Origin of the sequence: Pseudomonas kuykendallii, assembly GCF_900106975.1 — a bacterium.
Taxonomy (GTDB): domain Bacteria; phylum Pseudomonadota; class Gammaproteobacteria; order Pseudomonadales; family Pseudomonadaceae; genus Pseudomonas_O; species Pseudomonas_O kuykendallii.
This window is the reverse complement of the sequence record NZ_FNNU01000003.1, coordinates 261,778-288,687: the sequence shown is the minus strand read 5'-3', so window position 1 is coordinate 288,687 and position 26,910 is coordinate 261,778. Positions and strand designations below refer to the sequence as shown.

General features: G+C 62.9%; 28 protein-coding genes, 2 tRNA genes and 1 pseudogene. 16 read left to right on the top strand and 15 right to left on the bottom strand.

Annotated elements, in window-relative coordinates; translation table 11 throughout:
* The 11 genes from ruvB to nadA all read left to right on the top strand — a co-directional run bounded on the left by ruvB (nt 1) and on the right by nadA (nt 8,520).
* The gene (gene ruvB, locus BLV15_RS11335) at nt 1–1,053 is read left to right on the top strand and encodes a Holliday junction branch migration DNA helicase RuvB (protein WP_090228068.1); all 1,053 of its coding nucleotides are present in this window, start codon (nt 1–3) and stop codon (nt 1,051–1,053) included.
* 62 nt (nt 1,054–1,115) lie between these two features.
* Nucleotides 1,116–1,559, top strand: a complete 444-nt coding sequence (ybgC, locus tag BLV15_RS11330) for a tol-pal system-associated acyl-CoA thioesterase (RefSeq protein ID WP_090228066.1) — start codon at nt 1,116–1,118, stop codon at nt 1,557–1,559.
* 2 nt (nt 1,560–1,561) lie between these two features.
* Nucleotides 1,562–2,257 carry a protein TolQ gene (gene tolQ / locus BLV15_RS11325; RefSeq protein WP_090228063.1) on the top strand — a complete coding sequence of 232 codons (696 nt, stop codon included), beginning with the start codon at nt 1,562–1,564 and terminating at the stop codon, nt 2,255–2,257.
* A gap of 50 nt (nt 2,258–2,307) precedes the next feature.
* The gene (gene tolR / locus BLV15_RS11320) at nt 2,308–2,760 is read left to right on the top strand and encodes a protein TolR (protein WP_090228062.1); all 453 of its coding nucleotides are present in this window, start codon (nt 2,308–2,310) and stop codon (nt 2,758–2,760) included.
* A complete protein-coding gene (gene tolA / locus BLV15_RS11315; RefSeq protein WP_090228059.1) occupies nt 2,760–3,788 on the top strand; it encodes a cell envelope integrity protein TolA in 1,029 nt (342 codons plus the stop codon). The genes tolR and tolA overlap by 1 nt, the downstream gene beginning before the upstream one ends.
* A gap of 53 nt (nt 3,789–3,841) precedes the next feature.
* Nucleotides 3,842–5,092 carry a Tol-Pal system beta propeller repeat protein TolB gene (gene tolB / locus BLV15_RS11310; protein WP_217632887.1) on the top strand — a complete coding sequence of 417 codons (1,251 nt, stop codon included), beginning with the start codon at nt 3,842–3,844 and terminating at the stop codon, nt 5,090–5,092.
* A gap of 59 nt (nt 5,093–5,151) precedes the next feature.
* Complete coding sequence (gene pal / locus BLV15_RS11305; protein ID WP_090228054.1) at nt 5,152–5,652, top strand: peptidoglycan-associated lipoprotein Pal; 501 nt, start codon at nt 5,152–5,154, stop codon at nt 5,650–5,652.
* Between the two features lie 6 nt (nt 5,653–5,658).
* Complete coding sequence (gene ybgF / locus BLV15_RS11300; protein WP_090228051.1) at nt 5,659–6,483, top strand: tol-pal system protein YbgF; 825 nt, start codon at nt 5,659–5,661, stop codon at nt 6,481–6,483.
* A gap of 67 nt (nt 6,484–6,550) precedes the next feature.
* Entirely contained in the window at nt 6,551–7,225 is a 675-nt protein-coding gene (gene queC / locus BLV15_RS11295) for a 7-cyano-7-deazaguanine synthase QueC (RefSeq protein ID WP_090228049.1), read from the top strand.
* 58 nt (nt 7,226–7,283) lie between these two features.
* A tRNA-Lys gene (locus BLV15_RS11290) sits at nt 7,284–7,359 on the top strand.
* A gap of 102 nt (nt 7,360–7,461) precedes the next feature.
* Nucleotides 7,462–8,520, top strand: a complete 1,059-nt coding sequence (gene nadA / locus BLV15_RS11285) for a quinolinate synthase NadA (protein WP_090228046.1) — start codon at nt 7,462–7,464, stop codon at nt 8,518–8,520.
* Between the two features lie 46 nt (nt 8,521–8,566).
* On the opposite strand, the gene BLV15_RS11280 is transcribed toward nadA, so the two are convergent.
* Entirely contained in the window at nt 8,567–10,000 is a 1,434-nt protein-coding gene (locus tag BLV15_RS11280; protein WP_090228044.1) for a M48 family metalloprotease, read from the bottom strand.
* A 113-nt stretch (nt 10,001–10,113) separates the two neighbouring features.
* Here BLV15_RS11280 and BLV15_RS11275 point away from each other — a divergent pair, with 113 nt between their 5' ends.
* Nucleotides 10,114–10,365, top strand: a complete 252-nt coding sequence (locus BLV15_RS11275) for a sulfurtransferase TusA family protein (RefSeq protein ID WP_090228041.1) — start codon at nt 10,114–10,116, stop codon at nt 10,363–10,365.
* A 46-nt stretch (nt 10,366–10,411) separates the two neighbouring features.
* On the opposite strand, the gene BLV15_RS11270 is transcribed toward BLV15_RS11275, so the two are convergent.
* Nucleotides 10,412–10,882 carry a peroxiredoxin gene (locus BLV15_RS11270; protein ID WP_090228040.1) on the bottom strand — a complete coding sequence of 157 codons (471 nt, stop codon included), beginning with the start codon at nt 10,880–10,882 and terminating at the stop codon, nt 10,412–10,414.
* Between the two features lie 13 nt (nt 10,883–10,895).
* Nucleotides 10,896–11,453 (bottom strand): glycine cleavage system transcriptional repressor, encoded by a 558-nt coding sequence (locus BLV15_RS11265; protein WP_090228037.1) that lies wholly within the window; start codon nt 11,451–11,453, stop codon nt 10,896–10,898.
* 167 nt (nt 11,454–11,620) lie between these two features.
* Here BLV15_RS11265 and dapA point away from each other — a divergent pair, with 167 nt between their 5' ends.
* The 4 genes from dapA to BLV15_RS11245 all read left to right on the top strand — a co-directional run bounded on the left by dapA (nt 11,621) and on the right by BLV15_RS11245 (nt 14,787).
* Nucleotides 11,621–12,499: a 4-hydroxy-tetrahydrodipicolinate synthase gene (gene dapA, locus BLV15_RS11260; protein WP_090228034.1), complete on the top strand. Its 879-nt coding sequence runs from the start codon at nt 11,621–11,623 to the stop codon at nt 12,497–12,499.
* 17 nt (nt 12,500–12,516) lie between these two features.
* The gene (gene bamC / locus BLV15_RS11255; protein WP_090228032.1) at nt 12,517–13,626 is read left to right on the top strand and encodes an outer membrane protein assembly factor BamC; all 1,110 of its coding nucleotides are present in this window, start codon (nt 12,517–12,519) and stop codon (nt 13,624–13,626) included.
* A gap of 105 nt (nt 13,627–13,731) precedes the next feature.
* Nucleotides 13,732–14,598 (top strand): phosphoribosylaminoimidazolesuccinocarboxamide synthase, encoded by an 867-nt coding sequence (locus BLV15_RS11250; RefSeq protein WP_090228029.1) that lies wholly within the window; start codon nt 13,732–13,734, stop codon nt 14,596–14,598.
* 99 nt (nt 14,599–14,697) lie between these two features.
* Nucleotides 14,698–14,787 (top strand) — tRNA-Ser (locus BLV15_RS11245).
* 52 nt (nt 14,788–14,839) lie between these two features.
* On the opposite strand, the pseudogene BLV15_RS11240 reads toward BLV15_RS11245, so the two are convergent.
* The 12 genes and pseudogenes from BLV15_RS11240 to BLV15_RS11195 all read right to left on the bottom strand — a co-directional run.
* Nucleotides 14,840–15,063 (bottom strand): annotated as a pseudogene (locus BLV15_RS11240) (tyrosine-type recombinase/integrase); the annotation flags it as partial.
* A 450-nt stretch (nt 15,064–15,513) separates the two neighbouring features.
* Nucleotides 15,514–16,032 (bottom strand): hypothetical protein, encoded by a 519-nt coding sequence (locus BLV15_RS21845; RefSeq protein WP_139210708.1) that lies wholly within the window; start codon nt 16,030–16,032, stop codon nt 15,514–15,516.
* 88 nt (nt 16,033–16,120) lie between these two features.
* Entirely contained in the window at nt 16,121–16,600 is a 480-nt protein-coding gene (locus BLV15_RS21840) for a hypothetical protein (RefSeq protein WP_139210707.1), read from the bottom strand.
* Between the two features lie 107 nt (nt 16,601–16,707).
* On the bottom strand, nt 16,708–16,944 hold the full coding sequence (locus BLV15_RS11235) for an excalibur calcium-binding domain-containing protein (protein ID WP_342741562.1): 237 nt from the start codon (nt 16,942–16,944) through the stop codon (nt 16,708–16,710).
* Between the two features lie 699 nt (nt 16,945–17,643).
* The gene (locus tag BLV15_RS11230) at nt 17,644–18,414 is read right to left on the bottom strand and encodes an IclR family transcriptional regulator (RefSeq protein WP_090228023.1); all 771 of its coding nucleotides are present in this window, start codon (nt 18,412–18,414) and stop codon (nt 17,644–17,646) included.
* Between the two features lie 49 nt (nt 18,415–18,463).
* Entirely contained in the window at nt 18,464–19,033 is a 570-nt protein-coding gene (locus tag BLV15_RS11225; RefSeq protein ID WP_407072455.1) for a sarcosine oxidase subunit gamma family protein, read from the bottom strand.
* A 107-nt stretch (nt 19,034–19,140) separates the two neighbouring features.
* Nucleotides 19,141–22,038, bottom strand: coding sequence for a 2Fe-2S iron-sulfur cluster-binding protein (locus BLV15_RS11220; protein ID WP_090228018.1), 2,898 nt, complete (start codon nt 22,036–22,038; stop codon nt 19,141–19,143).
* Nucleotides 22,035–22,331: a sarcosine oxidase subunit delta gene (locus BLV15_RS11215; protein WP_090228016.1), complete on the bottom strand. Its 297-nt coding sequence runs from the start codon at nt 22,329–22,331 to the stop codon at nt 22,035–22,037. Before BLV15_RS11215 ends, BLV15_RS11220 begins: the two co-directional genes overlap by 4 nt.
* A 13-nt stretch (nt 22,332–22,344) precedes the next feature.
* A complete protein-coding gene (locus tag BLV15_RS11210; RefSeq protein ID WP_090228013.1) occupies nt 22,345–23,586 on the bottom strand; it encodes an FAD-dependent oxidoreductase in 1,242 nt (413 codons plus the stop codon).
* A complete protein-coding gene (gene folD / locus BLV15_RS11205) occupies nt 23,586–24,464 on the bottom strand; it encodes a bifunctional methylenetetrahydrofolate dehydrogenase/methenyltetrahydrofolate cyclohydrolase FolD (protein ID WP_090228012.1) in 879 nt (292 codons plus the stop codon). The genes BLV15_RS11210 and folD overlap by 1 nt, the downstream gene beginning before the upstream one ends.
* Nucleotides 24,461–25,327, bottom strand: coding sequence for a formyltetrahydrofolate deformylase (purU, locus tag BLV15_RS11200; protein ID WP_090228008.1), 867 nt, complete (start codon nt 25,325–25,327; stop codon nt 24,461–24,463). The genes folD and purU overlap by 4 nt, the downstream gene beginning before the upstream one ends.
* A 269-nt stretch (nt 25,328–25,596) precedes the next feature.
* Nucleotides 25,597–26,892: an NAD(P)/FAD-dependent oxidoreductase gene (locus tag BLV15_RS11195; protein WP_217632885.1), complete on the bottom strand. Its 1,296-nt coding sequence runs from the start codon at nt 26,890–26,892 to the stop codon at nt 25,597–25,599.
* Between the last annotated feature and the right edge of the window lie 18 nt (nt 26,893–26,910).

Below are 26,910 nucleotides of genomic sequence, written 5' to 3'. Positions count from 1 at the left end.
GTGATAGAAGCCGATCGCCTTGTCACCGCCAGCAGCCGCGAGCGCGACGAACAGCTGGATCGTGCGATCCGGCCGCTGCGTCTGGCCGAGTACATCGGCCAGCCGAGCGTGCGCGAGCAGATGGAGCTGTTCATCCAGGCCGCGAAGGGCCGCCAGGAGGCGCTCGACCACACGCTGATTTTCGGCCCGCCCGGCCTGGGCAAGACCACCCTGGCCAACATCATCGCCCAGGAAATGGGCGTGGCGATCAAGAGCACCTCCGGGCCCGTGCTCGAACGTCCGGGTGATTTGGCGGCGCTGCTGACCAACCTGGAACCGGGCGACGTGCTCTTCGTCGACGAGATCCACCGCCTGTCCCCGATCGTCGAGGAAGTGCTCTATCCGGCGATGGAGGATTTCCAGCTCGACATCATGATCGGCGAAGGCCCGGCCGCGCGCTCGATCAAGCTGGACCTGCCGCCCTTCACTCTGGTCGGCGCCACTACCCGCGCCGGCATGCTGACCAACCCGCTGCGCGACCGTTTCGGCATCGTGCAGCGCCTGGAGTTCTACAACACCGCCGACCTCACCACCATCGTCAGCCGCTCCGCGGAGATTCTCGGCCTGCCGACGGAAGTCGAGGGCGCCTACGAGATCGCCCGCCGCGCGCGCGGTACGCCGCGTATCGCCAACCGCCTCTTGCGCCGCGTCCGGGATTTCGCCGAAGTGCGCGGCACCGGCCACATCAGCCGTGATATCGCGGACAAGGCGCTGAACCTGCTGGACGTCGACGAGCATGGTTTCGACCACCAGGACCGGCGCCTGCTGCTGACCATGATCGACAAGTTCGACGGCGGGCCGGTGGGCATCGACAGCCTGGCCGCCGCGATCAGCGAGGAACGTCACACCATCGAGGACGTGCTCGAGCCCTTCCTGATCCAGCAGGGTTACATCATGCGAACGCCCCGCGGCCGCGTGGTCACCCGTCATGCCTACCTGCATTTCGGCCTCAACGTGCCGAAGCGTCTGGGCGAAGCACCGGTCGCCGATCTGTTCGAAGGTGCCGGCGAATGACCAGTGCAGCAAAAAAATACTTGGCATTGCCGATTGGCAACCACGCAGGCGCGCACTAGAGTATGCCCGCGCAAAACGCAGTACCGCCTTTCGCCCATCGCTGTCGCGTCTACTACGAAGACACCGATGCCGGGGGCATCGTCTACTACGTCAATTACCTCAAGTTCATGGAGCGGGCTCGCACCGAACGGCTAAGAGCACTGGGTTTCTCCCAGTCCGAGCTGGTCGGCGAGAATCTGCTATTCGTCGTGCATTCGACGCAGGCCCGCTACCTAGCGCCGGCACGGCTCGACGACGAACTCGAAGTGACTGCGCATGTCGTGGAATTGAACAGGGCCAGCCTGCGCTTCATGCAACAGGTGCGGCGGGCCTCGGATAACGCGCTGCTCTGCGAAGGGCAGTTCCTGGTGGCCTGTGTGCGCGCCGACAGTTTGAAACCCCGGGGCATTCCGCAAGCGCTGCGCGCAGCCTTCGCCAATGACCCGTCGTCCCTTTCAGGAGAGTAAGCGTGGAAGCCAACGCCGTTGACCATATGTCCATGTGGAGTCTGATCAGCAACGCCAGCGTGGTTGTACAGCTGGTCATGCTGGTCCTGGTGGCCGCCTCGATCACGTCGTGGATCATGATCTTCCAGCGCGCCACCATGCAGCGCGCCGCGAAGAAGTCCCTTGATACCTTCGAGGAGCGCTTCTGGTCGGGCATCGACCTGTCCAAGCTGTATCGCCAGGCCGGCAGCAATCCCGATCCGGATTCGGGCGTCGAGCAGATATTCCGCGCCGGCTTCAAGGAATTCTCCCGCCTCCGCCAGCAGGCGGGCGTAGACCCGGACGCGGTCATGGACGGCGTCGCCCGTGCCATGCGCGTGGCCATCGCGCGTGAAGAAGAGAAGCTCGAGCAGAGCCTGCCGTTCCTCGCCACCGTCGGCTCCACCAGTCCGTACGTCGGCCTGTTCGGCACCGTCTGGGGCATCATGAACTCCTTCCGCGGCCTGGCGCAGGTGCAGCAGGCCACGCTGGCCACTGTCGCCCCGGGCATCGCCGAGGCGCTGATCGCCACGGCGATCGGCCTGTTCGCGGCCATCCCGGCGGTGGTCGCCTACAACCGCTTCTCCTCGCGCGGCGAAATGCTGATCGCCCGCTACTACACCTTCGCCGACGAATTCCAGGCGATCCTGCACCGCAAGGTCCACACCAGCGAGGAGTGAGGCGAGAACGCCCCGCTCAGCAGGTTTTCCATTCGAACAGGTTCTAAGTCATGGCGAGAATTCGCAACAGACGCAAGCCGGTCGCCGAGATGAACGTGGTGCCCTACATCGACGTGATGCTGGTGCTGCTGGTGATCTTCATGGTGACCGCGCCGATGCTCAACCAGGGCGTCAAGGTCGATCTGCCCAAGGTCAGCAGCGAAGCGCTGCCGCAGGACAACGACTCCCAGGTGCTGACCATTTCCATCAAGGCCGACAAGACCTACTACTGGAACATCGGTAGCGAAGTGGACACCGAGACGCAGCAGGCCAAGGCCTCGACCCTGCCGGAGATGACCCGTGCGGTCACTGCGATCATGAGCGAGAACAGCCGTCAGGGTAAGAAGGTCCAGGTCTTCGTGCGTGGCGACAAAGCCGTCGACTACGGCGCGGTGATGGCCGCCATGGGAGGCCTGCAGACCGCCGGCGTGGGTAATGTCGGGCTGATCACCGAGGCGCCTTGATGTTCCAGCGTGAGCGGTCCCCTTCGGAAAGCTATTTCTGGCCGAGCATCCTGGCCCTGGCGCTGCACATCCTGCTGTTCGGCACGATGTTCATCAGCTTTGCCTACACGCCCGAGTTGCCGCCCTCCAAGCCGATCGTCCAGGCCACCCTGTATCAGCTCAAATCCCAGAGCCGCGCGACCACCCAGACCAACCAGAAAATCGCCGGCGAAGCGAAGAAGACGGCGGCCAAACAATACGAGACCGAGCAGCTCGAACAGAAGAAGATCGAGCAGCAGAAGCAAGAGGCCGTGAAGGCCGCGGAACAAAAGAAAGCCGACGAAGCTCGAAAGGCCGACGAAGCGGAAAAGGCGGCGGAAGCCGAGAAGGCCGCCGCGGCTAAAAAAGCCGAAGCCGCCAAGGCCGAAGAGGCCAAGAAAGCCGAGCAGGCCGACATCGCGAAGAAAAAGGCCGAGGAAGAGGCGAAGAAGCAGGCCGAAGCCGACGCCAAGAAGAAAGAAGAGGACGCCAAGAAGAAGGCGGCCGACGACGCGAAGAAGAAAGCCGCGGATGAGGCCCGCAAGAAAGCCGTCGAGGATGCCAAGAAGAAGGCTGCCGCCGACGCTGCGAAGAAGAAGGCCGCCGTCGAAGCCGCGAGAAAAGCGGCCGAGGACAAGAAAGCCCAGGCGCTCGCCGAATTGCTCTCCGACACCACCGAGCGTCAGGAGGCACTCGCGGACGAGGTGGGCGATCAGACCAGCGGAAACTTCGACGACCTGATAAGGATTCGCGCTGCCGAGGGTTGGACCCGTCCGCCGTCGGCACGCAACAACATGACGGTGGTGCTGCAGATCGCCATGTTGCCCGATGGCACCGTAACCAGCGTCAGCGTGGCCAAGTCCAGTGGCGATGGTCCATTCGACGCTTCGGCGGTCGCCGCGGTGAAGAACATTGGTCGACTTACCGAGATGCAGGGCCTGAAGCCCGCCGACTTCCAGCCGTACCGCTCATTCAAGATGACATTCACACCTGAGGATTTAGCGTTGTGACCAAGTTTCTTCGAGGTTTACTGGTAATCGTCTTCTGTGCGGCCGGTGCTGCGATGGCCCAGGAAAAGAACATCCTGGTCACCACCGGCGCCGATCGGGCAATCCCGATCGCCGTGGTTCCCTTCGGCTGGCAGAGCGGCAGCGTGCTGCCCGACGACATGGCCGAGATCATCGGCAACGACCTGCGCAACTCCGGCGTCTTCGAGCCGATCCCGCGGCAGAACATGATCAGCCTTCCCTCGCAGGCCAGCGAAATCATCTTCCGTGACTGGAAGGCCATCGGCGCGCAGTACGTGCTGGTCGGCAACATCGTTCCCGCCGGCGGCCGCCTGCAGGTCCAGTTCTCCCTGTTCAACGTGGCCACCGAGCAACAGGTCGCGACCGGCAGCGTTGGCGGCGGCGTAGACCAGTTGCGCGACATGGCTCACCACATCTCCGATCAGTCGTTCGAGAAGCTCACCGGCATCAAGGGGGCATTCTCCACCCGCATGCTCTACGTCACTGCCGAGCGTATGGGCGCGGGCGCCACCAGCACCCGCTACACCTTGCAGCGTTCCGATTACGACGGCGCCCGCGCCGTCACCCTGCTGCAGTCGCGCGAGCCGATCCTGTCGCCGCGCTTCGCGCCGGACGGCCGTCGCATCGCCTACGTGTCCTTCGAGCAACGTCGTCCGCGGATCTTCCTGCAGTACATCGATACCGGTCGCCGTGAGCAGCTGACCAACTTCGAAGGGCTCAACGGCGCGCCGGCATTCTCGCCGGACGGCAATCGCCTGGCCTTCGTGCTGTCCAAGGACGGTAACCCGGAAATCTACGTGATGGACCTCGGTAGCCGGCAGATCACCCGTGTGACCAACTCCAACAGCATCGATACCGAGCCTTTCTGGGGCGCCGACGGTCGCACGCTGTACTTCACTTCGGATCGCGCGGGCAAACCGCAGATCTACAAACAAAGCATCGGTGGCGGTGCGGCGGAGCGAGTTACCTTTACTGGTAACTACAACGCCAACCCGAAACTTTCCGCCGATGAAAAAACTTTGGTGATGATCCACCGTCAGGATGGCTTCACCAACTTCAAAGTCGCTGCGCAGGATCTCCAGCGCGGCAGCTTGCGCGTCCTTTCCGATACCAACCTGGATGAGTCTCCCACTGTTGCGCCGAATGGCACCATGCTAATCTACGCCACCCGCCAGCAGGGCCGGGGAGTCTTGATGCTCGTATCTATAAACGGTCGAGTTAGGCTCCCACTTCCTACCGCTCAAGGCGAAGTCCGAGAGCCATCCTGGTCCCCCTACCTGAACTGATGCGGCGTCGATATACCTACAACTTTGAAACACACACTGGGGTCATTAGGAGTTACATCATGGAAATGCTGAAATTTGGGAAATTTGCTGCTCTGGCTCTGGCCATGGCCGTTGCTGTTGGTTGCTCCTCGAAAGGCGGCGATGCTGCTGGCGAAGGCGCTGCTGTTGATCCGAACGCTGGCTACGGCGCAAACAGCGGTGCCGTCGACGGCAGCCTGAGCGACGAAGCCGCTCTGCGCGCCATCACCACCTTCTACTTCGAGTACGATAGCTCCGACCTGAAGCCAGAAGCCATGCGCGCTCTGGACGTCCACGCCAAGGACCTGAAAGCCAACGGCGCTCGCGTCGTTCTGGAAGGCCACACCGACGAGCGCGGTACCCGTGAGTACAACATGGCTCTGGGCGAGCGTCGCGCCAATGCCGTTCAGCGCTACCTGGTACTGCAGGGCGTTTCCCCGGCTCAGCTGGAACTGGTTTCCTACGGCGAAGAGCGTCCGGTTGCCACTGGCAACGACGAGCAGTCCTGGGCCCAGAACCGTCGCGTCGAACTGCGTAAGTAATTCGATATGCGCAAGTGCTCTCGTGCTTTGATCCTGTTTGCTGTCAGTTTGCCGTTCGCGGCAATGGCTCAGGTCCCCGTAGAAGATGGCGATGCCGGTTATAACAGCGGCAGCAGTTCGTATCCTCCGTCGGGTTACGGCACGAGTGGCGCCTATGCCGCCGGGGGCGGGGCTTCGGCTCCGACCTCGGCGCAGGGCGAAATGTTCATGCAGTTGCAGCAGATGCAACAGGATATCGCGCAGTTGCGTGGTACTCTCGAGGAACAGCAGAACGAGATTCAGCGCCTGAAGCAGGAAGGTCTCGAGCGCTATCAGGACCTCGATCGTCGTTTGGCGGGCGCAGCCAGCGCACCGACCACCCAGAATTCAGCCGCTGGCGCGATAGACGCCAGCGGTGCCCCGCCCGCCCCTGCAGGTGCGCCTGCCGCGGCGGCCAATTCGGAACCGGGCGATCCGGCGAAGGAAAAGGTGTACTACGACGCCGCCTTCGATCTGATCAAGGCCAAGGATTTCGAGAAGGCCAGTCAGGCGTTCAACGCCTTTCTGCGCAAGTATCCCAACAGCCAGTACGCCGGCAATGCGCAGTATTGGCTGGGTGAGGTGAATCTCGCCAAGGGTGACCTGCAGGGCGCCGGTCAGGCATTCGCCAAGGTCAGCGCGACCTACCCGAATCATCCCAAGGTGCCGGACTCCCTGTACAAGCTCGCCGATGTCGAGCGGCGGCTGGGTAATACGGACAAGGCGCGGACGGCATTGCAGCAGGTTATCGCCCAGTATCCCGGCAGTTCCGCCGCGCAGTTGGCGCAGCGGGATCTGCAGACCCTGCGTTGAGGCGTTCTCGCTTCCCTGAATCCCGCGCCTGGCGCGGGATTTTCGTTTCTGCCATCGAGGTATTTCGATGAGTGACAAGAAGGCGGTCATCTTGCTGTCCGGTGGTCTCGATTCGGCCACAGTGGTCGCGATGGCGCGTGAGCAGGGCTACGCCTGCTACACCATGAGTTTCGACTACGGGCAGCGTCACCGCACCGAGTTGGCCGCTGCGGAGCGCGTGGCGAAGCGGGCGGGCGTGGTCGAGCACAAGGTCATCGGGCTAAACCTCAACGGCATGGGTGGCTCCGCGCTGACCGATACGTCCATCGCAGTGCCGGAGGAGCCCGGCGAGGGAATCCCGGTGACCTACGTGCCGGCGCGAAACATGCTGTTTCTTTCCCTCGCCGTGGGCTGGGCGGAGGTCGTCGGGGCGCGCGATATCTTCATCGGCGTGAATGCGGTGGACTACTCCGGTTATCCGGATTGCCGGCCCGAGTTCATCGTGGCTTTCGAACGAGTTGCCAACCTGGCGACCCGGGCCGGAATCGAGGGCTTCGATTTCCGTATCCAGACGCCGTTGCAGTACCTGAGCAAGGCCCAGATCATCGCAGCGGGCTTGGCGCTGGGCGTCGATTATGCGCTGACGGTGTCCTGCTACCAGGCCGATGACGACGGGCGCGCGTGCGGCCGGTGCGACAGCTGCCGACTGCGGGCGTCGGGCTTTTCGGCGGCGGGGGTTGCCGATCCGACTCGCTATTATTGAAGTTTTTTCGCGCAGGTGTTGATTTGTCGAGATAAATCAGTATCATGCGCTCCGCGTCGGGTCGTTAGCTCAGTTGGTAGAGCAGTTGGCTTTTAACCAATTGGTCGTAGGTTCGAATCCTACACGACCCACCACTCCCTCCTCGCAGCACCCCTCCCGTATTCATATAGAGCCGCTTGCCAGCATCGTTGGCGGGTATAATCGGCGCACTGAAAGCATATTCAGAGCCTGATGACATGACTCAGATTTCCGAACGCCTGTTGGTTCAGGCTCACCTAGACGCCAAGCAGCCGGTGCCCCTGACCGATGAGCAGGAAGCCTTCTATCGTGGCGAGATCGCTGCCGAGCTGAAGAAGCAGAATGCCGTTCTGGTCGCGCACTATTACTGCGATCCGGTCATCCAGGCACTCGCCGAGGAAACCGGCGGTTGCGTGTCCGACTCCCTGGAAATGGCCCGCTTCGGTAACCAGCATCCGGCCACCACCGTGGTGGTGGCCGGGGTCAAGTTCATGGGCGAGACCGCGAAGATTCTCAACCCGGAAAAACGCGTGCTGATGCCGACGCTCGAGGCGACCTGTTCGCTGGACCTGGGTTGCCCGGTGGACGAGTTCTCGGCGTTTTGCGACCAGCATCCCGAGCGCACCGTGGTGGTCTACGCCAACACCTCGGCGGCGGTGAAGGCGCGTGCCGACTGGGTGGTGACTTCCAGTTGCGCGCTGGAGATCGTCGAGAGCCTGATGGACAACGGCGAGAAGATCCTCTGGGCGCCCGACAAGCATCTGGGGCGCTACATCCAGCGCGAGACCGGTGCCGACATGCTGCTCTGGGACGGTGCCTGCATCGTCCACGAGGAGTTCAAATCCAAACAGCTCGAAGACATGAAGGCGTTGTATCCCGACGCGGCGATCCTGGTCCATCCGGAGTCGCCGGAATCGGTGATCGCCCTGGCCGATGCGGTAGGTTCGACCAGCCAGTTGATCAAGGCCGCGCAAACCCTGCCCAACTCGACGTTCATCGTCGCGACCGATCGCGGCATCTTCTACAAGATGCAGCAGTTGTGCCCCGGCAAGACCTTCATCGAGGCCCCCACGGCTGGCAACGGTGCCGCCTGCCGCAGTTGCGCGCACTGCCCCTGGATGGCGATGAATACGCTGGAGCGCACGCTCAAGGGGCTGCGCGAGGGCAGCAGCGAGATCTTCGTCGACCCGGCCCTGGTGCCGCGCGCGGTGAAGCCGCTCAAGCGCATGCTGGACTTCACCCAGGCCGCGCGACTGGCGCTGGCCGGCAACGCCTGAGCGACCGCGACAACGAAAAGGCCCGCCAATCGGCGGGCTTTTTTTGTCAGCGCATCATCTGCTCGACGGTTCTCTTCTCTTCGATCAGGGCGCGTTGGCGGGCGTCGATCCGCGAGGCCAGCGGGAAGTTGCTGCTGGCTCGTCGCTTGGCGAAATCCAGCTGTTCGATCGCCTGGTCATAATCACCCACCAGCGCGAAGTACTCCGCGCGGGCTTCATGCAGGCCGATGGTGTTGCCCACCATGCCGCGCACTTCCGCGACCTGGTACCAGATGTCCGGGTCGTGCGGGCGGCTCTTCAGCAGCGTATTGAGCAGGGTTTCCGCCTGGTCCGGATGGTTCTGCTTGAGCAGCAGGTCGGTGCGGGCCTGCTTCAGGGGGAAGTTGTTCGGGTAGATGGCTGACAGCCGGTCAATGCGCGCCTGGGCGTCGTTCAGGCGATTCGCGGCAACGTCCAGGTCGACCTGCGCGAGGTTGTAGGAGACGTTGTTCGGGTCTTTGGCCAGCAGCGCCTTGAGGATGCTGCGTGCCTCGTCCTGCTGTCCGCTTTTCGTCAGGCCGAGGGCCAGACCGTAACGGGCGGCATCCCGTTGCGGATTCTCCTCGAGCAGCGCGCGGAAGCGCTTGGTGGCGATTCCCGGGGTGCTCTCGAACATCAGCTGAACCCGGGCGCGCATCAGTTGATAGGTCAGGCTGTCTTCCTTGCCGCCCGCCGGATAGTTTTCGGCTCGGTTCCGGGTGTCGGCGATGCGCGATTCGGTAACCGGGTGGGTCAGGAGGAATTCCGGCGGGTTCTGCGTGTAGCGGTACTGCCGGGCGAGCCGTTCGAACATGCTCGGCATCGAGCGCGGGTCGTACCCGGCGCGTTCCAGATTGACCACGCCGACGCGGTCGGCTTCCTCTTCGTTCTGCCGGGAGAAGCGCAGCTGGCTCTGGATCGCCGCTGCCTGGGTGCTGGCGATGGCGGCCATGCCGGCGTCACCGGCGCCAGCGACGGCCGCAACTATACCGGCGAGCATCGCCGCCATCATCGGCAGCTGCATGCGCTGCTGCGCCTCGATGCCGCGCGCGAAGTGGCGCTGGATCAGGTGGCCAAGTTCGTGGGCGAGCACGCCGGCGTATTCGCCTTCGGTCTCGGCATGCAGGAACAGTCCGCCGTTGACCCCGATGATTCCGCCGGGCGCGGCGAAGGCGTTGATCTGGTCATCCTTGATCAGGATGAACTCCAGCCGGTGATCCTGAAGGTCACTGGTTTCGGCCAGGCGGTAGACGCTGGTCTCGACGAAGTCCTTCAACTGCGGATCGGAAAGCGCTTGCACCTGGCCGCGCAGCAGGCTCAGCCAGGCTCGGCCGAGCTGGTACTCCTGTTCCGGGGACACGATGGAGGAACTGGCATCGCCGAGGGAAGGCAGGTCATCGGCATGGCCGGGAACAGCGAGGAAACAGGCGAGCGTCAACAGGGCAGGGCGCAGGACTTTCATGCACATGGCTCGAAACGGCAAAGGCCTACTGTATCCGCCTGCCGGTCCGGCCGTCCAACTGGTCAGGGTCGGGTCGCTTGGGTAATCTGCCGGCACTTCAGAGGAATACGACCATGAACGATGCTGTCTGGCAGGCCGGGACCTGCGATGCCGAACTCGATGCCAGCGGGCTGAACTGCCCGCTGCCGTTGCTCAAGGCCAAGCTGGAGCTGAATCGTCTGCCCTCCGGCGCGGTGCTCAAGGTGACCGCTACCGACGCGGGCTCACAGCGCGATTTCCGCACCTTCGCGTCCCTGTCCGGGAATGCGCTGTTACAAGAAGAGGTGGAGGGCGACCTCTTCCGCTACTGGTTGCGCAAGGCCTGAATGAAAAAAGGCCGCGCGAGGCGGCCTTTCTGGATGCGCGTTCGGCTCAGCCGCTCAGGGCCTGCGCGGCCGCGAGAACGGCGTCGACGTGGCCCGGAACCTTCACCCCACGCCATTCCTGTCTGAGCACGCCATTGCTGTCGATCAGGAAGGTGCTGCGGTCGACGCCCAGGTACTCCTTGCCGTAGAGCTTCTTCAGCTTGATCACGTCGAACAGCTGGCAGAGCGCTTCGTCCTTGTCGGAGATCAGCTCGAAGGGAAAGCCCTGCTTGGCCTTGAAGTTCTCGTGGGATTTCATGCCGTCGCGCGATACGCCGAAGACCAGCGTGTTGGCGGCAAGAAACGCGTCGTGACTGTCGCGGAAACCCTGACCCTGGGTGGTGCAACCCGGCGTGCTGTCCTTCGGATAGAAATAAAGGACCACCTGGCGACCGGCCAGCGCGGACAGGGTGACCCGCTGGCCACCGGTGGCCTCGGCGCTGAAATCGGCTACGGCTTCTCCAACGGTAACGCTCATGCGGTTTCCTTACTTACGGGTTCTGTGGGCGCCATGGCTCGATCAGGGCGTCGAGGTTCAGCGCGTCGGCGAAGTCGAGGAACTGATCGCGCAGCCAACTGATCTGCGTGCCGGCGGGCAATGTCACGGTGATGGTGGCATTGAGCATGGTGCTGCCGGTCTGCGGCGCCTCGTAGGTGTCGCAGGTGAGATTTTCCAGCTCGACGCGGTGGTCGATGAAGAACTGGCAGAGCTCGTTGAGGATGTCCGGACGATAGGCCGCGCTGACGTAGGCCACGTAGGGCAACGCCTGTGGGCGCGGCTCCAGCGCGGCGCTGCGGATCACGCTGATGGTGAAGGTATGACGCTTGGCCAGTGCGGCCAGGCTGCCTTCCAGACGGGCCAGGGCATCCCAGCTGCCGGACACCTGGAGGATCAGCGAGCTGAACTCGCCGTGCCGGGTCAGACGCGAGCTGGATACTGCGCAGCGGTTCTCGTGGGTAGCGCGGCACAGGACGTTGGTCAGCTCCATGGGGTTGGGGCCGAGAGCACTGATGACGAGAAATTGTTCGCGAACGGGCGGGGTGGACATGCAGCCTTCCTAGAGCGAGATGAGAGCGACGCCTGTCGCGCCGATCAAAGCCGGAAGGGTAGCGAAAAGCGCGGTCCGAGGGAATGCTTGCAGCCCCAGCGGTCAGCTTGTGCTGGGCAGGTGGCGACAGTACCATTACCGCTCTTTTTTCCGGCAGGAGCGGTTGCATGATTGCGGGCAGTATGGTGGCACTGGTCACGCCCATGGATGCACAAGGTGGCCTGGACTGGGACGCCCTGGGCAAGCTGGTGGACTTCCACCTGCAAGAGGGCACCAACGCCATCGTCGCGGTCGGCACCACCGGTGAGTCCGCCACGCTGGAAGTCTCCGAGCATGTCGAAGTCATTCGTCGGGTCGTCGATCAGGTGAATGGGCGGATTCCGGTCATCGCCGGCACCGGTGGCAACTCCACGCGGGAATCGGTCGAACTGACCGGCCTGGCGAAGGACGCCGGCGCGGATGCCTGCCTGCTGGTAACGCCGTACTACAACAAGCCGACCCAGGAAGGTCTTTACCAGCACTTCCGGCTGATCGCCGAGTCGGTGGCGATTCCGCAAATCCTCTACAACGTGCCGGGCCGTACCGCCTGCGACATGCTTCCGGAAACGGTCGAGCGCCTGTCCAAGGTAGCCAACATCATCGGCATCAAGGAGGCCACGGGCGACCTGCAGCGCGGCCAGGACGTACTCGATCGCGTCGGCAAGGACTTCCTGGTCTATTCCGGCGACGACGCTACTGCCGTCGAGCTGATGCTGATGGGTGGCCGCGGCAACATCTCGGTCACCGCCAACGTCGCTCCGCGCGCCATGAGCGAGCTCTGCGCCGCCGCCATGCGTGGCGATGCCGCCCTCGCCCGTGCCATCAACGACCGTCTGATGCCACTGCACAAGACGCTGTTCATCGAGTCCAACCCGATCCCGGTGAAATGGGCCCTGAACGAAATGGGGCTTATGGCCGACGGCATCCGTCTGCCGCTGACCTGGCTCAGCCCGCGTTGCCACGAACCGCTGCGTCAAGCGCTGCGTCAGTCCGGCGTATTGGTTTAATTGAGGAAGTACTACGCATGAAGCGACTGGCCGGGCTCTCTGCACTCGCCGTGATCATTTCCAGTACCAGCGGTTGTGGCTGGATCTGGGGCAAAGAAGGTTATTTCCGCGACCGTGGTAGCGATTACCTGGAAGCTCGCCAGACGGCGCCCATGAAGCTGCCGTCCGACGTACAGAGCAAGCGTCTCGATCCCCTGCTGCCGGTGCCGGCCAACGTCGCCGACGCCAAGCCTGCCGACGAGTACGACGTACCGAGGCCTCAGGCGCTGGTTATCAGCGGTGATGTCAGCGAATTCAGCCTGCAGAAGAGCGGCGAATCGCGCTGGCTCGTGGCGCAGCGCAATCCGGCCGAAGTCTGGCCGACCACGCGCCAGTTCTTCGAGAACAACGGCTTCCGCGTCGCTCAGGAACGTCCGCAGACCGGCGAATTCGTCACCGAATGGCAGCGCCCCGACGAGCTTTCGGCGTCCGTGGCCGCCAGCCTGAAGAACGCCGCGCCTGACAGCGAAACCCGCCTGCGCGTGCGGATCGAGCCGGGCGTGCAGCGCAACACCAGCGAAGTCTTCGTGGTCAGCGCCACGCGTCCCGCGGGCAGCAGCGCCGACGTCGGTTTCCCCGCCACCGGCCCGGGCAACTCCGCGCTGGAAGCTGCGCTGCTCGACCAGATGGTCGCCAGCATGGCCAGCAGCGCCGGGCAGGGCGGCTCGGTTTCTCTGCTCGCCGCGCGGGACTTCGATGCGCCAAGCCGCATCAGCCTCAGCGACGACGGCAACGGCAACCCGGTACTCAGCCTCGGCGCCGATTTCGACCGTGCCTGGTCCAGCGTTGGTCGCGCCCTGGAAAGCGGCGACGTACGCGTCGACGACCTCAACCGCAGCCTGGGTGTCTACTACATCAACCTGGCCGAAGGTGCGCAGGTCAACGAGAAGAAACCCGGTTTCTTCGGTCGCCTGTTCGGCAGCAAACCGGATAAGGAAAAGGAAGATGCTCGCGCCGAGCGCTATCAGGTGCGTCTGACCCGTGTGGGCGATGGCGTGCAGGTATCGGTGGAGAAAGACATCGACACCGTCGCTCCGGACGACATCGCCCGTCGAGTGCTCGGTCTGATCCAGGACAACCTGGGTTGATCGTCGCTCGCGCGGTCTGACGGCCTGGCGAGCGTTTCTGGAGTTTGAATCGACAGGCGAAACCTCGGTTTCGCCTGTTTTCGTTTGATAGAGCGGAAAACTGACATGACTGCGACCACCCTGAGCCTGAAGAAGATCTACTCCGGAAAAGTCCGCGATCTCTACGAGATCGACGCCGGGCGCATGCTGATGGTCGCCAGCGATCGCCTGTCGGCGTTCGACGTGATCCTTTCCGAGCCGATCCCGGACAAGGGCAAGATCCTCACCTCGATTTCCAACTTCTGGTTCGAAAAGCTCGCCGGCATCGTGCCCAACCATTTCACCGGCGATCGCGTCGAGGACGTCGTCCCCGCCGAAGAGCTGCCCCTGGTGGAAGGCCGCTCGGTCGTCGCCAAACGCCTCAAGCCGGTCGCCGTGGAAGCCATCGTGCGCGGCTACATCGTCGGCTCGGGCTGGAAGGAGTATCAGAAGAGCGGGACGGTGTGCGGCATTCAGTTGCCTGCCGGGCTGAAGGAAGCGTCCAAGCTGCCGGAGCCGATCTTCACGCCGTCCACCAAGGCCGCCCTGGGCGATCACGACGAGAACATTTCCTTCGAACAGTGTGCGGCCATCATCGGCGCCGACCTGGCCGAGAAGGTGCGGGCGACCGCCATCGCCCTCTACAGCGCCGCCGTCGAATACGCCGCCACCCGCGGCATCATCATCGCCGACACCAAGTTCGAGTTCGGCCTGGACGAAGACGGTACCTTGACCCTGATGGACGAAGTGCTCACGCCGGATTCGAGCCGCTTCTGGCCGGCGGAAAGCTACGCCGAAGGCTCCAACCCGCCGAGCTTCGACAAGCAGTTCGTGCGTGACTGGCTGGAATCCACCGGCTGGAACAAGCAGCCACCCGCGCCACAGGTGCCCGCCGAGGTCGCCCAGAAGACCGCCGACAAGTATCGCGAGGCCCTGACCAAGCTCACCGCCTGAAAAAACTCCGCGCGGATGGCGCAACCACCTGAAAGCACTGAAAAAGTCGCATCACGGGGGTTCGCCAACACGTTCTGAGCTGCTATCATGCGCGCCGCTGGGAAGATGCCGGAGTGGCCGAACGGGACGGATTCGAAATCCGTTGAACTGGCAACAGTTCCTAGGGTTCAAATCCCTATCTTCCCGCCATATCAAATGCTTAAGCCCCTGAAATTCGTAGAGTTTCGGGGGCTTTTGCTTTTCAGACCGGGCAACGGTCGAAGAACTGTCGAAAATCCTTCACCGGGCCAAACCCAACGGCAGCCTGTAGATGGTCGGTGCAAGGTGTGCGTAGCGCATGGTCATCGCCAACGACTGGTGGCCCAGGAGTCGTTGTAAGGTCAGGGTGTTGCCGCTGTTCATGACGAAGCGGCTGGCGAAGGAGTGCCTAAGTACGTGCGCGGACTGTCCCGCAGGCAGCAGGATTTTCGAGGTGGCCAACGTCTGGTCGAGGCTGTTTCAAGCCGTTCAAGCCGTTCAAGCCGTTCAAGCCGTTCGAGAAAGCCGGAATACGGCTAGGCAAATAGAAATTTGAATAGTCAAAACGCGGGTTAGCAATCACGCAAGAAGCGGGTAGGCGATGATCCGCCGAAGGAAATAATCAGGGATGAACAACACGGCGCTAGTGACGAGCCGCAATGGCGCCAAGCAATACTTCAAAGAGCAATGCCGCCGTCGGGGTGATCGATGGGAAAACGACCGCAGCCCGCACAGTGATCGAATAAAACAAAGGTATGGTGTAGCGGCTAGCAGCTTCAATCTAATAGGATAGACACAATAATAAATCGAAATATGAAGCCTAACGTCTGGTTAAGGAGCGGGTTTTAGCCGGTCCTAGTGATCGAAGCGAGCGGTTTGAACCGCTAGTTAGAGCGCTCACCGGGGGGGCAGATCTACGATTGCAGGTATGTTTGGTGATTCTGGCAACGAATCTCCTTGGTCAAGGCGCCTTGAACGTAACTCCGCGTAAGCATCACTGACGATTCGGTCTGTCGCGCCCATCTCAATATGTAGCTTCTTCATACACTCATCAGCTTGCCGATGTGACGCTTCAAGCGCGTCTGCTTGTTTAATTAGAAATTCGCCGTCAGCCTGCTCTTCGAGCGTTAGTAGATACCCCTGATGAGCAATCATGTCTCGATCTTTTTTTATCTTTCTGAGTTCCTGGATCAAGGGGGTGTTGGTTGTATAGGGTTTATACAGCTCAATAAGCTTTCCGAGCGGCGCATCTTCAATGGTTGTGAGCGGAATTTCATAAGGTAAATACCCATCAAGGCGAAACTTGACGGTTGCATGACACCGAATAAGGCAATGCTTAAGCCCAAACTCAATGAACTGGTACGTCATCATGCAGAATGTCAGTTTCTGCGAGTATTTATTGAATGGCTCAGACATTATGTATGGCTCTAACGTAGAAATAAGGGGCAGGACAAAGCGTTAGCTTTGGACTGTCTCTGTTGATTGAAGGGTTAGGTGCCGCGACTTAGAGTGTGACATACGCTTCTTCTTCAATTCTGGAGCCATCGGGATTGGACCACGACAGTACTGCGTTGTAGGCACTCGGACTTCCAAGATGGATAGCAGCGATTAACGTAACTGAAGAACCTGGCATAATTTTCTTCGCCGGGAATTTTTCTGAATATTCACTAGAAATGATCGGATTGTCATCCTGCCGCTGCAGAATTAACCGAATTTCTGCGTTCAATGCCTCGGCCTCTCCAATGTTTGTTAAGCAAAATTTATAGTTTTTCCCGTCTCTAACTAGATTCAGAGACAAGCGCGCAATGCTTTTGCCGCGCTCTTCTTTTAGCAATAACTCCAATTGTTTTTCTGCCAATTTGGACGTGGCACGCTGCAAATCATTTGCTTCGCGCTGTAGCTTTCTTTGTCCATTCCATGTAATGAGGCTAACGATAACCGCAAGGCATGCTGTTATCGTGGCAAATAACTCGTATGGAGACATAGGCATTGTGCACCTAACGTTTGGTTAAGGGGCGGGCTTTAGCCCGTCCCAGTGAGCGACGCGAACGATTTGAACTACATGTTAGAAGCGTGTTGCACGACTGCGTTCTAAAATCTTGAGTCGTTTTCACAAGGAACCCCGTCATGGTCTCCGTCCATTTTTGTGTTTGGACAATTCCTTACGAAGTACTCAGCTTCTGCTCTTGAGCGCATTTGGCTGCAGTGTTGCCTGCCGTCACATGAAAAGCTATGTAATGCTGTTGCGGGCGCTTGAAATGTCTGTGGTTTGGACGAGATATCTACCTGTGTTGTGGCGATATTCTTTTGGTAGTAATTCCAGCCCACGAATGCGAGCAGTGCGTAAATGATTAACTTCTTCAAGATTTCACCGATTTTCGCTCATGCTTCTAACTATAAATAGACACCAATTGGTGCATAACAACCTGAAAATTGGTGGATAAAAACTCTTGCGGATCTAGCGTACGGCTCTAGACAGCGGCATGCGCTAGGAGGGGGGAGTTATACACCGGCCTCAGCTCTGCAAGTCCCTTTGCCAGCAAGCTGGCGGTTGACCGAGATTAGCTTGCAGATGAGGCGAACAACAATGCCCGGCAGCAATGGCGTCGAAATCACTGCCTATGGAGGGCCAGTAGCGACCAGTATGGTGGAAGGCAAAGCTTGCGCTAGCTGGTTTTGACCAACGTAGGCCACATACGAACAGCGCTCGAAACGGGTTCAAATCCTATCTTCCCGTCACTATCAAAGGCTCCAGAGGTTAACGCCTCTGGGGCTTTTTTCTTTTATGGGGAATCGGGGAGGAATCGCTTCGCTTGCCCGGTCCGCTCCCCTCCCCTGGGATTACCCCGCATGGCCTGTTTCGGGAAGCGGTGACCTCCTGGCGAGTTCAACTCCGGCGTAACAACTACGCCATCCTCGGCCTCAGGGTGGAGGCTCAAGGCTGGATTGCGGAGTCGTCTCCTTCGTTGCCGATACGCGGAACGCTTCGGTCCAAGACATTCGGAGTATCCCGCCGCGCCGCGGTTTCTAGCCGCCCAATTGTTGGGAGATCGCTTGCGCGCATTGCTGGAGGCTGAGAAGAAAGCGTTCCTGGGCGGCGGTGTTATCCATCACCGCCTCGGGGCCGGATAGGTTGATGGCGGCCACTACCTTGCCTTGGTGATCATGGATGGCGCAGGCGATGGCCGCCGAATAGTCCGAGCGGTGCAACACCCAACCGCGCTGGCGGTCCTGTTCCAGCAACTCCAGCAGTTCGGGAAGCGTTTTCGGCGCGGGCGGTGCGTAGCCATCCAGGCGCACGTGCTGGTAAAGGCGACCTACTTCCGTCGCGTCCAGATCGCTGAGCAACATACGACCCATGGCCGTGCAATGGCAGGCGATACGTGTGCCGATGGGGATGTTCACGGAGAGGCGCTGCGCGGCGAAGGCCCGGCCGATGTACAGGCTGTCGGTCTGTTCGCGGACCGACAGGTGGCAGGAGAGCGAGGTGCGGTCCCTTAGCGCGTTCAGGTGCGGCATGGCGATATCCACCAGGTCACGGCTGGTCAGGTAGGCGAAGCCGTCGCAGAGCACCTGCGGGCCGAGTTCGTAGCTGTTGGTGCCCAGCTTGTTCAGGTAGCCCATGTCGGTGAGGGTGACCAGAATCCGGTAGATGGCCGAGACGCTGACGCCCAGGCGCTCGGCGATCAGGTTGCTGCTCAGGCTGCGCTCGCTGGCGTTGAACATCTGCAGGATGCTCAGGCCACGTTGCAGCGCGGGGACCCGGTAGTCGGTCAGCTCTTCTTTATCGGCGGCCATGGCGGGTCTCTGTCATTGATGGCTCGGGCATGGCGACGATCACCGGCACCTAACGCAGCGCCTCGATGCCTGCCGGTTTGCCGCCGAACTCGTCCATGGCGTCCAGCAGGGCGCCCCACAGGTAGTGCGCGGACGCGCGATCGCACAGCAGATGGAAGACTGGCAGGGTCGCCGTACAGGCATTGACCACGATGGCGTTCAGGCGCGCCACCGAGGTCTGTACCACGGCGCCGAGCGGAAAGGTTTCGGCGCGCAGGTCGACGCCGCAGATCTTGGCGAACAGCTCCGGCAGGTGCGCGCCGGACAGGGCCAGCCAGGCATGGCTGTCCTGGCGGGGCAGCAGGTAATTGGCCTGGCGCTCGTCGTAGTGCCAGCCGGCCTCGTCTGCGGCGATGCGGGCGCCGCCATCGGTCAGGCTGCCGAGCAGAAAGTACTCGGTCTGCGACAGCCGCAGCACCTGCTCGCCGTTGCTTTGCAGGCAGGCCTGGTTGGGCTTTTCCGGCAGTTGATAGCCCTTGCGCTGCAGATAGGCCGCGCTGTCGGTGCCGCGAAAACCGACCCGCGGCAGGTTGCTCAGGTCGATCAGCGCGCAGCGTTGCAGTTGCTCACTTTCATCTATGGAGCCGGCGACGAACAGCCGGTCGCCCAGCAGGGTCAGCGGCGCCGCGCCGTGCAGGTCATAAATGGGGCTGCGTTCAGCATGCTCGCGAATGGTCAGGCTCATGATCACAGCTCCTGGCGTTGGCTTTCAGGGTCGAAGAAGGGCAGCTGCACCACGGTGGCCTGGACCACTTCGCCGCCTTCCACGCGAATCGGAATCTGCATGCCGGGCGTGGCCTGGTCGGCGCCGGCGTAGGCCATGCCGATGATCGCGCCGACGGTTTCCGAGTACTCGCAGGACGTGACGTTGCCGCTGATGTCCGGGCCCTTTAGCACCAGATGGCCTTCCAGCGGTTTGCTGCTGCCCTTGGGCAACGTGAACCCCACCAGCTTGCGCTTGAGGGGCTGCGCTTCGAGGATCTCGATGGTGCGTTTGCCGACGAAGAAGGGCTTCTTGCGGCCGATGGCCCAGCCCATGTCGATCTCGGCGGGATGAGTCATGCCGTCGGTGTCCTGGCTGATGATCACGTGACCCTTTTCCAGACGCAGCAGGCGCTGGGTTTCCACCCCGAACGGACGGATGTCGAAGTCTGCACCGGCTTTCATCAAGGCATCCCACAGGTGCTCGCCAAAGCGCGCTGGCACGTGGATTTCGTAGCCCAGCTCACCGACGAAACCCACACGCAGCAGCCGCGCCGGCACCCCGGCGACCTTGCCCTCGCGTAAGCCGAGGTAAGGGAAGCCCTCGGGCGACAGGTCGACGTCCGTGCAGACCTTTTCCAGCACCTGGCGCGACAGCGGGCCCGCCAGGTTGACCGCGGCGAAGGCGGCGCTGACGTTGGCGATATCGACGTTCAGCCGCCACTGCGCGTTCCACTTGAGCATGCTGCGGTAGACGCGATCCACGCCGCTGGTGGTGGCCGATACGTAGAAGTGCTGCTCGCCCAGTCGGCAGGCCACGCCGTCGTCGATCACCACGCCATCCTCGGCGGTCATCAGCGCGTAGCGGGTACGGCCGATGGCGAGTTTCTTGAATCCGAAGGTGTACATCCGCTCCAGCAGCTCGGCGGCATCCGGCCCGCGCACGTCGAGGCCGCCCAGGGTGGAGACGTCGATCAGGCCGACCCTCTCGCGCACATGGCGGGCTTCGCTCTGCATGCAGGCTTCGCGGTCTTCGGCCTTGCCGTAGAAGGCGGGGCGTTGCCACACGCCGGCGGGCATCAGCTTGGCGCCGAGTTCGACGTGGCGACGGTGCATGGCGGTCTGCCGATAGGGGTCGAAGCCGCGGCCGGCGATGTGCGCCAGTTTCTCCGCGGAGAACGGTGGGCGTGCGGTTGTCACGCCGGTTTCGCTGACGCTGCGGCCGGTGGCATCGGCCACCAGGCGCGCCGTGGGCAGCGCCGAGTGACGGCCCTGGGACGGCCCCATGCCGACGGTGGAGAAGCGCTTGACCAACTGCACGTCGCGGTAGCCGTTGCGAGTGGCGTTGACGATGTCCCTGATCTGCAGGTCTTCGTCGAAGTCGACGAATTCCTTGCCCTGCGGGTGGGCGAAGATCGGCCAGGGGAAGTTGACCCGGCTGTCGTCCTTGTCCGCACCGGCTACCGCGGTCGCCTCCAGGCCGAGGTCGGCGAGGGCTTCGCTGGCGGCCCGCTGGCCGTCGGCCAGGACGCGCTGCAGATCGTGCCGGCCATTCACCGAACCGGCGACGCGCAGGATGCCGGGCAGATTCTGGATCGAGAACGCGGCGTGCTCGTCGGCGTAGCGCAGGTTGCCGCCGGCCTGGCAAAGCAGCTGATAGACCGGCATGTAACCGGCGGACATGCACAGCAGGTCGCAGTCGATCCGCGTGCTGGCCTCGGCCACCTTGCCCTGCCCGCGGATACGCCTGATGTCGACGGCGCCGAGGTGCTGAGCGTTCTTGCCGGCCAACGCTTCATACACGGTGTGGCCGGTGTGGCAGGGAATGCCCTTGGCTTGCACGGCCGTGATCAGCCCCGGAGTGTCGCTGCGCTCGCGCATGTCGACCACGGCGGCGACCTCCACACCCGCGTCGAGCAGGTCGAGCGCGGCGAGGTATCCGTCGTCGTTGCCGGTCAGGACCACCGCGCGCTTGCCCGGTTTGACCGCGTACAGGCGCATCAGCCGCTGGGCGGCGCTGGTCAGCATCACGCCGGGCAGGTCGTTGTTGCGGAAGATCACTGGCTGGTCGAAGGAGCCGCTGGCGACGATGCACTGCCTAGCGCGCACCTTGTACAGCCGGTTGCCCTGGATCACCGGCAGGTAGTTGTCGGCGAACCAGGCGTTGCAGACCGCCGAGTCGAGCACGCGGATGTTGGCATGGCCCTGCACCGCGCTGACCAGCTCTTCACGCAGGCCCATCGCGACGTTGGCGTCGAGGCCGAAGCGGGCGTAGGTCAGCGAGCCGCCGAGCACCGGATTCTGTTCGATCAGCAGCACCTTGGCGCCGCCGTTGGCCGCGTGCAGGGCGGCAGACAGGCCGGCGGGGCCGGAGCCGATGACGGCGAGGTCGCAGAACAGGTAGGCCTTGTCGTGGTAGGTCGGCTCGAACCTGAGTTCGAGCACGCCGAGGCCGGCCTTCTTGCGGATCAGCGGTTCCCAGCGTTTCCACATGCCCTTGGGCTTGTAGAAGGCGCGGTAGTAGAAACCCACCGGCATGAACCTGGAGAACGTGCCGATGATCGCGTCACGGTCCTTTTCCAGGCTGCCGTTGACGTTCTGCGGCGTAACCGCGAGACCCGCCGCGAGGGGGCACTCGTCCGCCAGCACGTTGGGCTCGTCCGGCAACTGCACCAGGGTGTTGGCGTCCTGGCCGGCCATGGTCAGCGGGCCACGCGGGCGGTGGTACTTGAACGAGCGCGACAGCAGCCAGCGGCCGTTAGCTGCGAGCGCGCTGGCGACGGTGTCGCCGGCGAAACCCTGGCAGGCGTTGCCGTCGAAGCTGAAGGTCAGCGGCTTGTTGCGGTCGATCAACAAGCCCATGGGAGCGGGCAGGCGGTTCATTGGGCGGCCTCCGGTGCGGCGAAATCGACACGCTGGTCGAACAGTTCACGTGGGTCGAAGGTGCGCAGGATTTCGTCGCTGCCGGTGTGGCGTTCGGCCAGGAACCAGTAGTTCGAGGGGGTGTGCATCCACCACTCGGTGACCACGCCGAGCAGGTTCTCGCTGTTGAACACGTAGTCGGCCCATTCGGCGACGCTGCAGGTGGCCGGGTCGGGCATCTGCTTGAGTTCGCCGCCGTAGGTGAACTCGCTGATGTTGCGCGGCCCGTTGAGCGGGCAGGTCATGATCTTCATTGGCTGTAACCCGTCAGTGGCTGGCCGCCGTGGCGCCCATTTCGTTGACCTGCTGGAAGCGGCTGAAGCGATCCAGGCCGAACGGCGCGATCAGCTCCGGAACCTTGCCGCCGCTGGCGACCAGCTCGGCCATGGTCTTGCCGCAGATTGGCGTGGCCTTGAACCCCCAGGTGCCCCAGCCGGCGTCCAGGTAGTAACCGTCGATGGGCGACAGGCCCATGATCGGGCTGTAGTCGGGCGTCATGTCGGTGATGCCGGCCCACTGGCGCATCAGCTTGGCGTTGGCCATGAACGGGAACATCTCGATGGCCGAGGCCAGCAGGCTTTCCTTGAGGTCCAGGGTCGAGCGGGTGTTGTACAGCGGGTAGGGATCGGAGCCTCCGCCGAAGACGATCTCGCCGCGGCTGGTCTGCTGCACGTAGCAATGCAGGGCCGAGGAGCTCACCAGCGGATCGAGGAACGGCTTGAACGGCTGGGTCACCATCGCCTGCAGCGGGTAGGTGTGGATCGGCGCCTTGATCTTCAGTTTGTTCATCAGCAGCGAGCTGGTGCCGGCGACTGCCTGCACCACGCAGCCGCAGGCGATGGTGCCGCGGTTGGTCTTCACGGCGCGGACGCGCTCGTTCTCGACGACGAAGTCCTGCACCTCGGTGAGCTGATGGATTTCCACGCCGCGTTTGGCCGCCTGCTTGGCGTAGCCCCAGGCCACTGCGTCGTGGCGGGCGGTGCCGCCGTCGATGTGCCAGAGGCCGGCGAGCACCGGAATATGGCCGGGATCGAGGTTGAGGCTCGGCACCAGCTCGCGGATCTGCTGGCGGTCGATCATCTCGGTGCGTCCGCCGAAGTGCTTGTTCACTTCGGCGCGCTGGCGGAACGCGCGCACTGTGGCGTCGGTGTGGGCCAGGGTGAGCTGGCCCCGGCTGGAATACATGATGTTGAAGTCGAACTCGTTGGAGAGGTTCTCGAACAGCCGAACCGACTCGATGTAGAACTTCACGCCTTCGCTGGTCAGGTAGTTGGAGCGGATCACCGCGGTGTTGCGCGCGGTGTTGCCACCGCCCAGGTAGCCTTTCTCCAGCACCGCGATGTTGCTGATGCCGTGGTACCTGGACAGGTAGTAGGCGGTGGCCAGGCCATGCCCGCCGGCGCCGATGATCACCACGTCATAGGCGGCTTTCAGCTCCTTGGGGGCGGGCAGGTCGACCTCGACGGGATACTCCGACGACAGGCCGTACTTGAGCAGCGAGAAAGGCATCAGCGGGTCTCCTGAAGGGCCTGGCCGGTCTGCTGCCGGGCGGCGAGTACGGTGTTGCGCATCAGCAGGGCGATGGTCATGGGGCCGACGCCGCCGGGCACCGGGGTGATGGCCGAGGCCACCGGCAACACGGCGTCGAAGTCGACATCGCCGACCAGGCGCGAGCGGCCGTTCTCGTCGATGCGGTTGATGCCGACATCGATCACCACCGCGCCGGGCTTGATCCAGTCGGCGCCGATCATCCGCGGGCGGCCGACGGCGGCGATCACGATGTCGGCCTGGCCGCAGAGCTTCTCCGGCTTGATGCTGCGCGAGTGCAGCACGGTGACGCTGCAGTTGGCCGCCAGCAGCAGCGCCGCCATCGGTTTGCCGACGATGTTCGAGCGGCCGACCACCACGGCGTGCTTGCCGGACAGATCGCCCAGGGTGTCGCGCAGCAGGCGCATGCAGCCGGCCGGAGTGCAGGGTGTGAGCACCGGGCGGCCCTGGCTGAGGCCGCCGACGTTCTCGCTGTGGAAGCCGTCGACGTCCTTGGCCGGGTCGATGGCCTGCAGCACGCGCACTTCGTCGATGTGTCCGGGCAGTGGTAACTGCACCAGGATGCCGTGCACGGCCGCGTCGGCATTCAGCCCGGCGACCACTTCCAGCACCGCCTCGGCACTGGCCTCGGCCGGCAAGCGATACTCGAGCGAACGAATGCCCACTTCACCGGCGCGCAGAACCTTGTTGCGCACGTAGACGTGGCTGGCCGGATCGTCCCCCACCAGCACCACGGCCAGGGCCGGTTCGACGCCCTGGGCCTGCAGTTGCCCGACCTCCGCCTGCACTTCGGCGAGTACGCGGGCGGCCGCGGCCTTGCCGTCGATCAAGGTACTCATCGGAAGATCACCGTGCGGTCGCCGTTGAGGAACACGCGGTGCTCCGTGTGGTACTTCACGGCCCGCGACAGCGCCACGGTTTCGGTATCGCGGCCAATGGCGACCAGGTCATCGGGCTTCAGGGCGTGATCCACGCGCTGCACTTCCTGCTCGATGATCGGGCCTTCGTCGAGATCCGAGGTGACGTAGTGGGCGGTAGCACCGATCAGCTTCACGCCGCGCTCGAACGCCTGGTGGTAAGGCTTGGCCCCCTTGAAACCGGGCAGGAACGAGTGGTGGATGTTGATCGCCCGGCCCGTCAGCTGTTTGCACAGGTTGTTGGAGAGAATCTGCATGTAGCGCGCCAGCACCACCAGCTCGGTGCCGGTTTCGTCGACGATCTTCATCAGCTCGGCTTCCTGGACGCTCTTGCTGTCCTTGGTTACCGGCAGGTAGATGAAGCGAATGCCCTCGCGCTCGGCCATGGGACGCAGGTCGAGGTGGTTGGAGACGATGGCGGTGATCTCCATGTTCAGCTCGCCCTTCTGGTGGCGATAGAGCAGGTCGGCCAGGCAATGGTCGAACTTGCTGACCATCAACAGCACGCGCATCGGCTTGCTGGTGCTGAACAGGCCCCAGGTCATGTCGAAGGTGCTGGCCACCGCGGCGAAGCCTTCCTCGATCTTCGCCAGGTCATCGGTCACGCCGGTGTTGAAGCGGAACACCGCGCGCATGAAGAAGGTGCTGCTGACCTCGTCATCGAACTGCGACATCTCGCTGATGTAGCACTGATGTTCGGCAAGAAACGACGCCACCGCGGCGACGATACCCGAGGTGGCCGGGCAACTGATGTTGATCACGTACTGGTTCTGGGCGTGTTGCATGTCGAGTCCTCTGCGGGGCGGCGGCAGGAAGATATTCAGTAATGAAACGGTTATTCGCTCGCGAAGATAATTAACTGCTACGAATATATTTTTCGTGTTGGTGGTTTTTATAAGCGAACGGATTCTTCGTGTCCATGCCTGTAGGGAATTTTTTTATCCTTAAAGGAAACAAGATCGCAGCCCAGTACGTTCAGGAAGCGCGCGTAGGGTGCGCCGCGCGCACCGGGTGCTGCCACGGTGCCTGTTGGCGCGCACGGCGCACCCTACGGTCACAGCCGAGAAAAGCGGAACGGCGTGGGATCGACCAACGGCGTGGCGCCGGTGATGAGGTCGGCGAGCAGGTGCCCGGCACCCGGAGCGATGCCGAAGCCATGGCCGGAATAGCCGGTGGAGAGCAGCAGGCCCGGCAGGCTGTCGACCGGGCCGATCACCGGGATCGCGTCCGGGGTCACGTCCATCATCCCGGCCCAGCTCTGCGCCACCTGCAGGTCGCGAAAGAACGGAAAGGCCTTTGCCAGCTCGCGGCGGGCTTCGCCAAGGATGCTCGCCGAGGGTTGCGGATCGAGCACCCGGCAGGCCTCGAACGGGCTGGGCTGGTCCATAGCCCAGCGCCGCGGTATGCGCAGTTCATCGAGGAAGTGGTGATCCAGGCGCAGGCGTAGCTCGCGGTACTGCTTGCCCAGCGCCGGAAGAAAGTCGCGCAGATAACGAAAACTGTCCGGGGTGATAGGCGCCAGGTTGCCGTTGCGCTGGGCGATGGTGTAGCCGCCGTCCAGGCGTTTGCGAAAGGCATAGCGGCTGGCGCCCACGGCGATCTCCGGGCCGCCGGGCATCGGCGCGGTGCGCAGGACCGAGGCGATCACCTTGAGCTGCGGCAGGCGGATGCCGTGCTGACGGCAGAACAGCGACGACCAGGCGCCGCCGGCCAGCACCACGCTGTTGCAGCGCAGCCGGCCACGCTCGGTGAACAACCCGGCCACGAGTCCGCCTTCTATATCCAGGCCGCGCACCGCACAGCCGGTCAGCACGCGTGCGCCCAGGCGTTGTGCCTGGCGAGCGATCACCGCCGTGGCCTGCTGCGGTTCGGCACGGCCATCGGCAGGGGCGTGCAGGGCGCCACTCCAGCCGGCACGCAGGCCATCCGGCCAGTGGTTGCGCAGGTCATCACGCTGCACTAGATGGGCGTCGGCGCCGTAGTGGCGAGCGGCCTTTAACCAGTCGGCCTGTTGCTGCAACTGCTGCGGGGTTTCACAGGCGTAGAGCACGCCGCTGCGGCGAAAGCCGAGGTCGCCGGGCCACTCGTCCTGCCAGGTTTGCCACAGCTGCAGGCTGGCCAGGGCCAGGGGGATTTCCGCGAGGTCGCGGCCCATGCTGCGGCACCAGCCCCAGTTGCGTGAGGACTGCTCGCCGGCGATCACGCCCTTTTCCAGAAGCACCACCGGAATGCCGCGCGCGGCCAGCCAGTAGGCGGTGCAGATGCCGATGATGCCGCCGCCGATGATGGCGACCTCGCTTTCGCTGGGCAGGCGGCTGTCGCCATCGACGCGTTCGATCTGCGGGTACATGCACATTCTCCAGGGCAA

What these genes read in the sequence shown, in the direction of transcription:
- ybgC (WP_090228066.1), top strand. Translation starts at nt 1,116, where the DNA reads ATGCCCGCGCAAAACGCAGTACCGCCTTTCGCCCATCGCTGTCGCGTC.
- purU (WP_090228008.1), bottom strand. Translation starts at nt 25,327, where the DNA reads ATGCAACACGCCCAGAACCAGTACGTGATCAACATCAGTTGCCCGGCC.
- nadA (WP_090228046.1), top strand. Translation starts at nt 7,462, where the DNA reads ATGACTCAGATTTCCGAACGCCTGTTGGTTCAGGCTCACCTAGACGCC.
- BLV15_RS21845 (WP_139210708.1), bottom strand. Translation starts at nt 16,032, where the DNA reads ATGTCTGAGCCATTCAATAAATACTCGCAGAAACTGACATTCTGCATG.
- BLV15_RS11210 (WP_090228013.1), bottom strand. Translation starts at nt 23,586, where the DNA reads ATGCCTTTCTCGCTGCTCAAGTACGGCCTGTCGTCGGAGTATCCCGTC.
- tolB (WP_217632887.1), top strand. Translation starts at nt 3,842, where the DNA reads ATGGCCCAGGAAAAGAACATCCTGGTCACCACCGGCGCCGATCGGGCA.
- BLV15_RS11250 (WP_090228029.1), top strand. Translation starts at nt 13,732, where the DNA reads ATGACTGCGACCACCCTGAGCCTGAAGAAGATCTACTCCGGAAAAGTC.
- BLV15_RS11275 (WP_090228041.1), top strand. Translation starts at nt 10,114, where the DNA reads ATGAACGATGCTGTCTGGCAGGCCGGGACCTGCGATGCCGAACTCGAT.
- BLV15_RS21840 (WP_139210707.1), bottom strand. Translation starts at nt 16,600, where the DNA reads ATGTCTCCATACGAGTTATTTGCCACGATAACAGCATGCCTTGCGGTT.
- folD (WP_090228012.1), bottom strand. Translation starts at nt 24,464, where the DNA reads ATGAGTACCTTGATCGACGGCAAGGCCGCGGCCGCCCGCGTACTCGCC.
- BLV15_RS11195 (WP_217632885.1), bottom strand. Translation starts at nt 26,892, where the DNA reads ATGTACCCGCAGATCGAACGCGTCGATGGCGACAGCCGCCTGCCCAGC.
- BLV15_RS11280 (WP_090228044.1), bottom strand. Translation starts at nt 10,000, where the DNA reads ATGAAAGTCCTGCGCCCTGCCCTGTTGACGCTCGCCTGTTTCCTCGCT.
- tolR (WP_090228062.1), top strand. Translation starts at nt 2,308, where the DNA reads ATGGCGAGAATTCGCAACAGACGCAAGCCGGTCGCCGAGATGAACGTG.
- BLV15_RS11270 (WP_090228040.1), bottom strand. Translation starts at nt 10,882, where the DNA reads ATGAGCGTTACCGTTGGAGAAGCCGTAGCCGATTTCAGCGCCGAGGCC.
- queC (WP_090228049.1), top strand. Translation starts at nt 6,551, where the DNA reads ATGAGTGACAAGAAGGCGGTCATCTTGCTGTCCGGTGGTCTCGATTCG.
- BLV15_RS11220 (WP_090228018.1), bottom strand. Translation starts at nt 22,038, where the DNA reads ATGAACCGCCTGCCCGCTCCCATGGGCTTGTTGATCGACCGCAACAAG.
- dapA (WP_090228034.1), top strand. Translation starts at nt 11,621, where the DNA reads ATGATTGCGGGCAGTATGGTGGCACTGGTCACGCCCATGGATGCACAA.
- pal (WP_090228054.1), top strand. Translation starts at nt 5,152, where the DNA reads ATGGAAATGCTGAAATTTGGGAAATTTGCTGCTCTGGCTCTGGCCATG.
- bamC (WP_090228032.1), top strand. Translation starts at nt 12,517, where the DNA reads ATGAAGCGACTGGCCGGGCTCTCTGCACTCGCCGTGATCATTTCCAGT.
- ybgF (WP_090228051.1), top strand. Translation starts at nt 5,659, where the DNA reads ATGCGCAAGTGCTCTCGTGCTTTGATCCTGTTTGCTGTCAGTTTGCCG.
- BLV15_RS11230 (WP_090228023.1), bottom strand. Translation starts at nt 18,414, where the DNA reads ATGGCCGCCGATAAAGAAGAGCTGACCGACTACCGGGTCCCCGCGCTG.
- BLV15_RS11265 (WP_090228037.1), bottom strand. Translation starts at nt 11,453, where the DNA reads ATGTCCACCCCGCCCGTTCGCGAACAATTTCTCGTCATCAGTGCTCTC.
- tolA (WP_090228059.1), top strand. Translation starts at nt 2,760, where the DNA reads ATGTTCCAGCGTGAGCGGTCCCCTTCGGAAAGCTATTTCTGGCCGAGC.
- BLV15_RS11215 (WP_090228016.1), bottom strand. Translation starts at nt 22,331, where the DNA reads ATGAAGATCATGACCTGCCCGCTCAACGGGCCGCGCAACATCAGCGAG.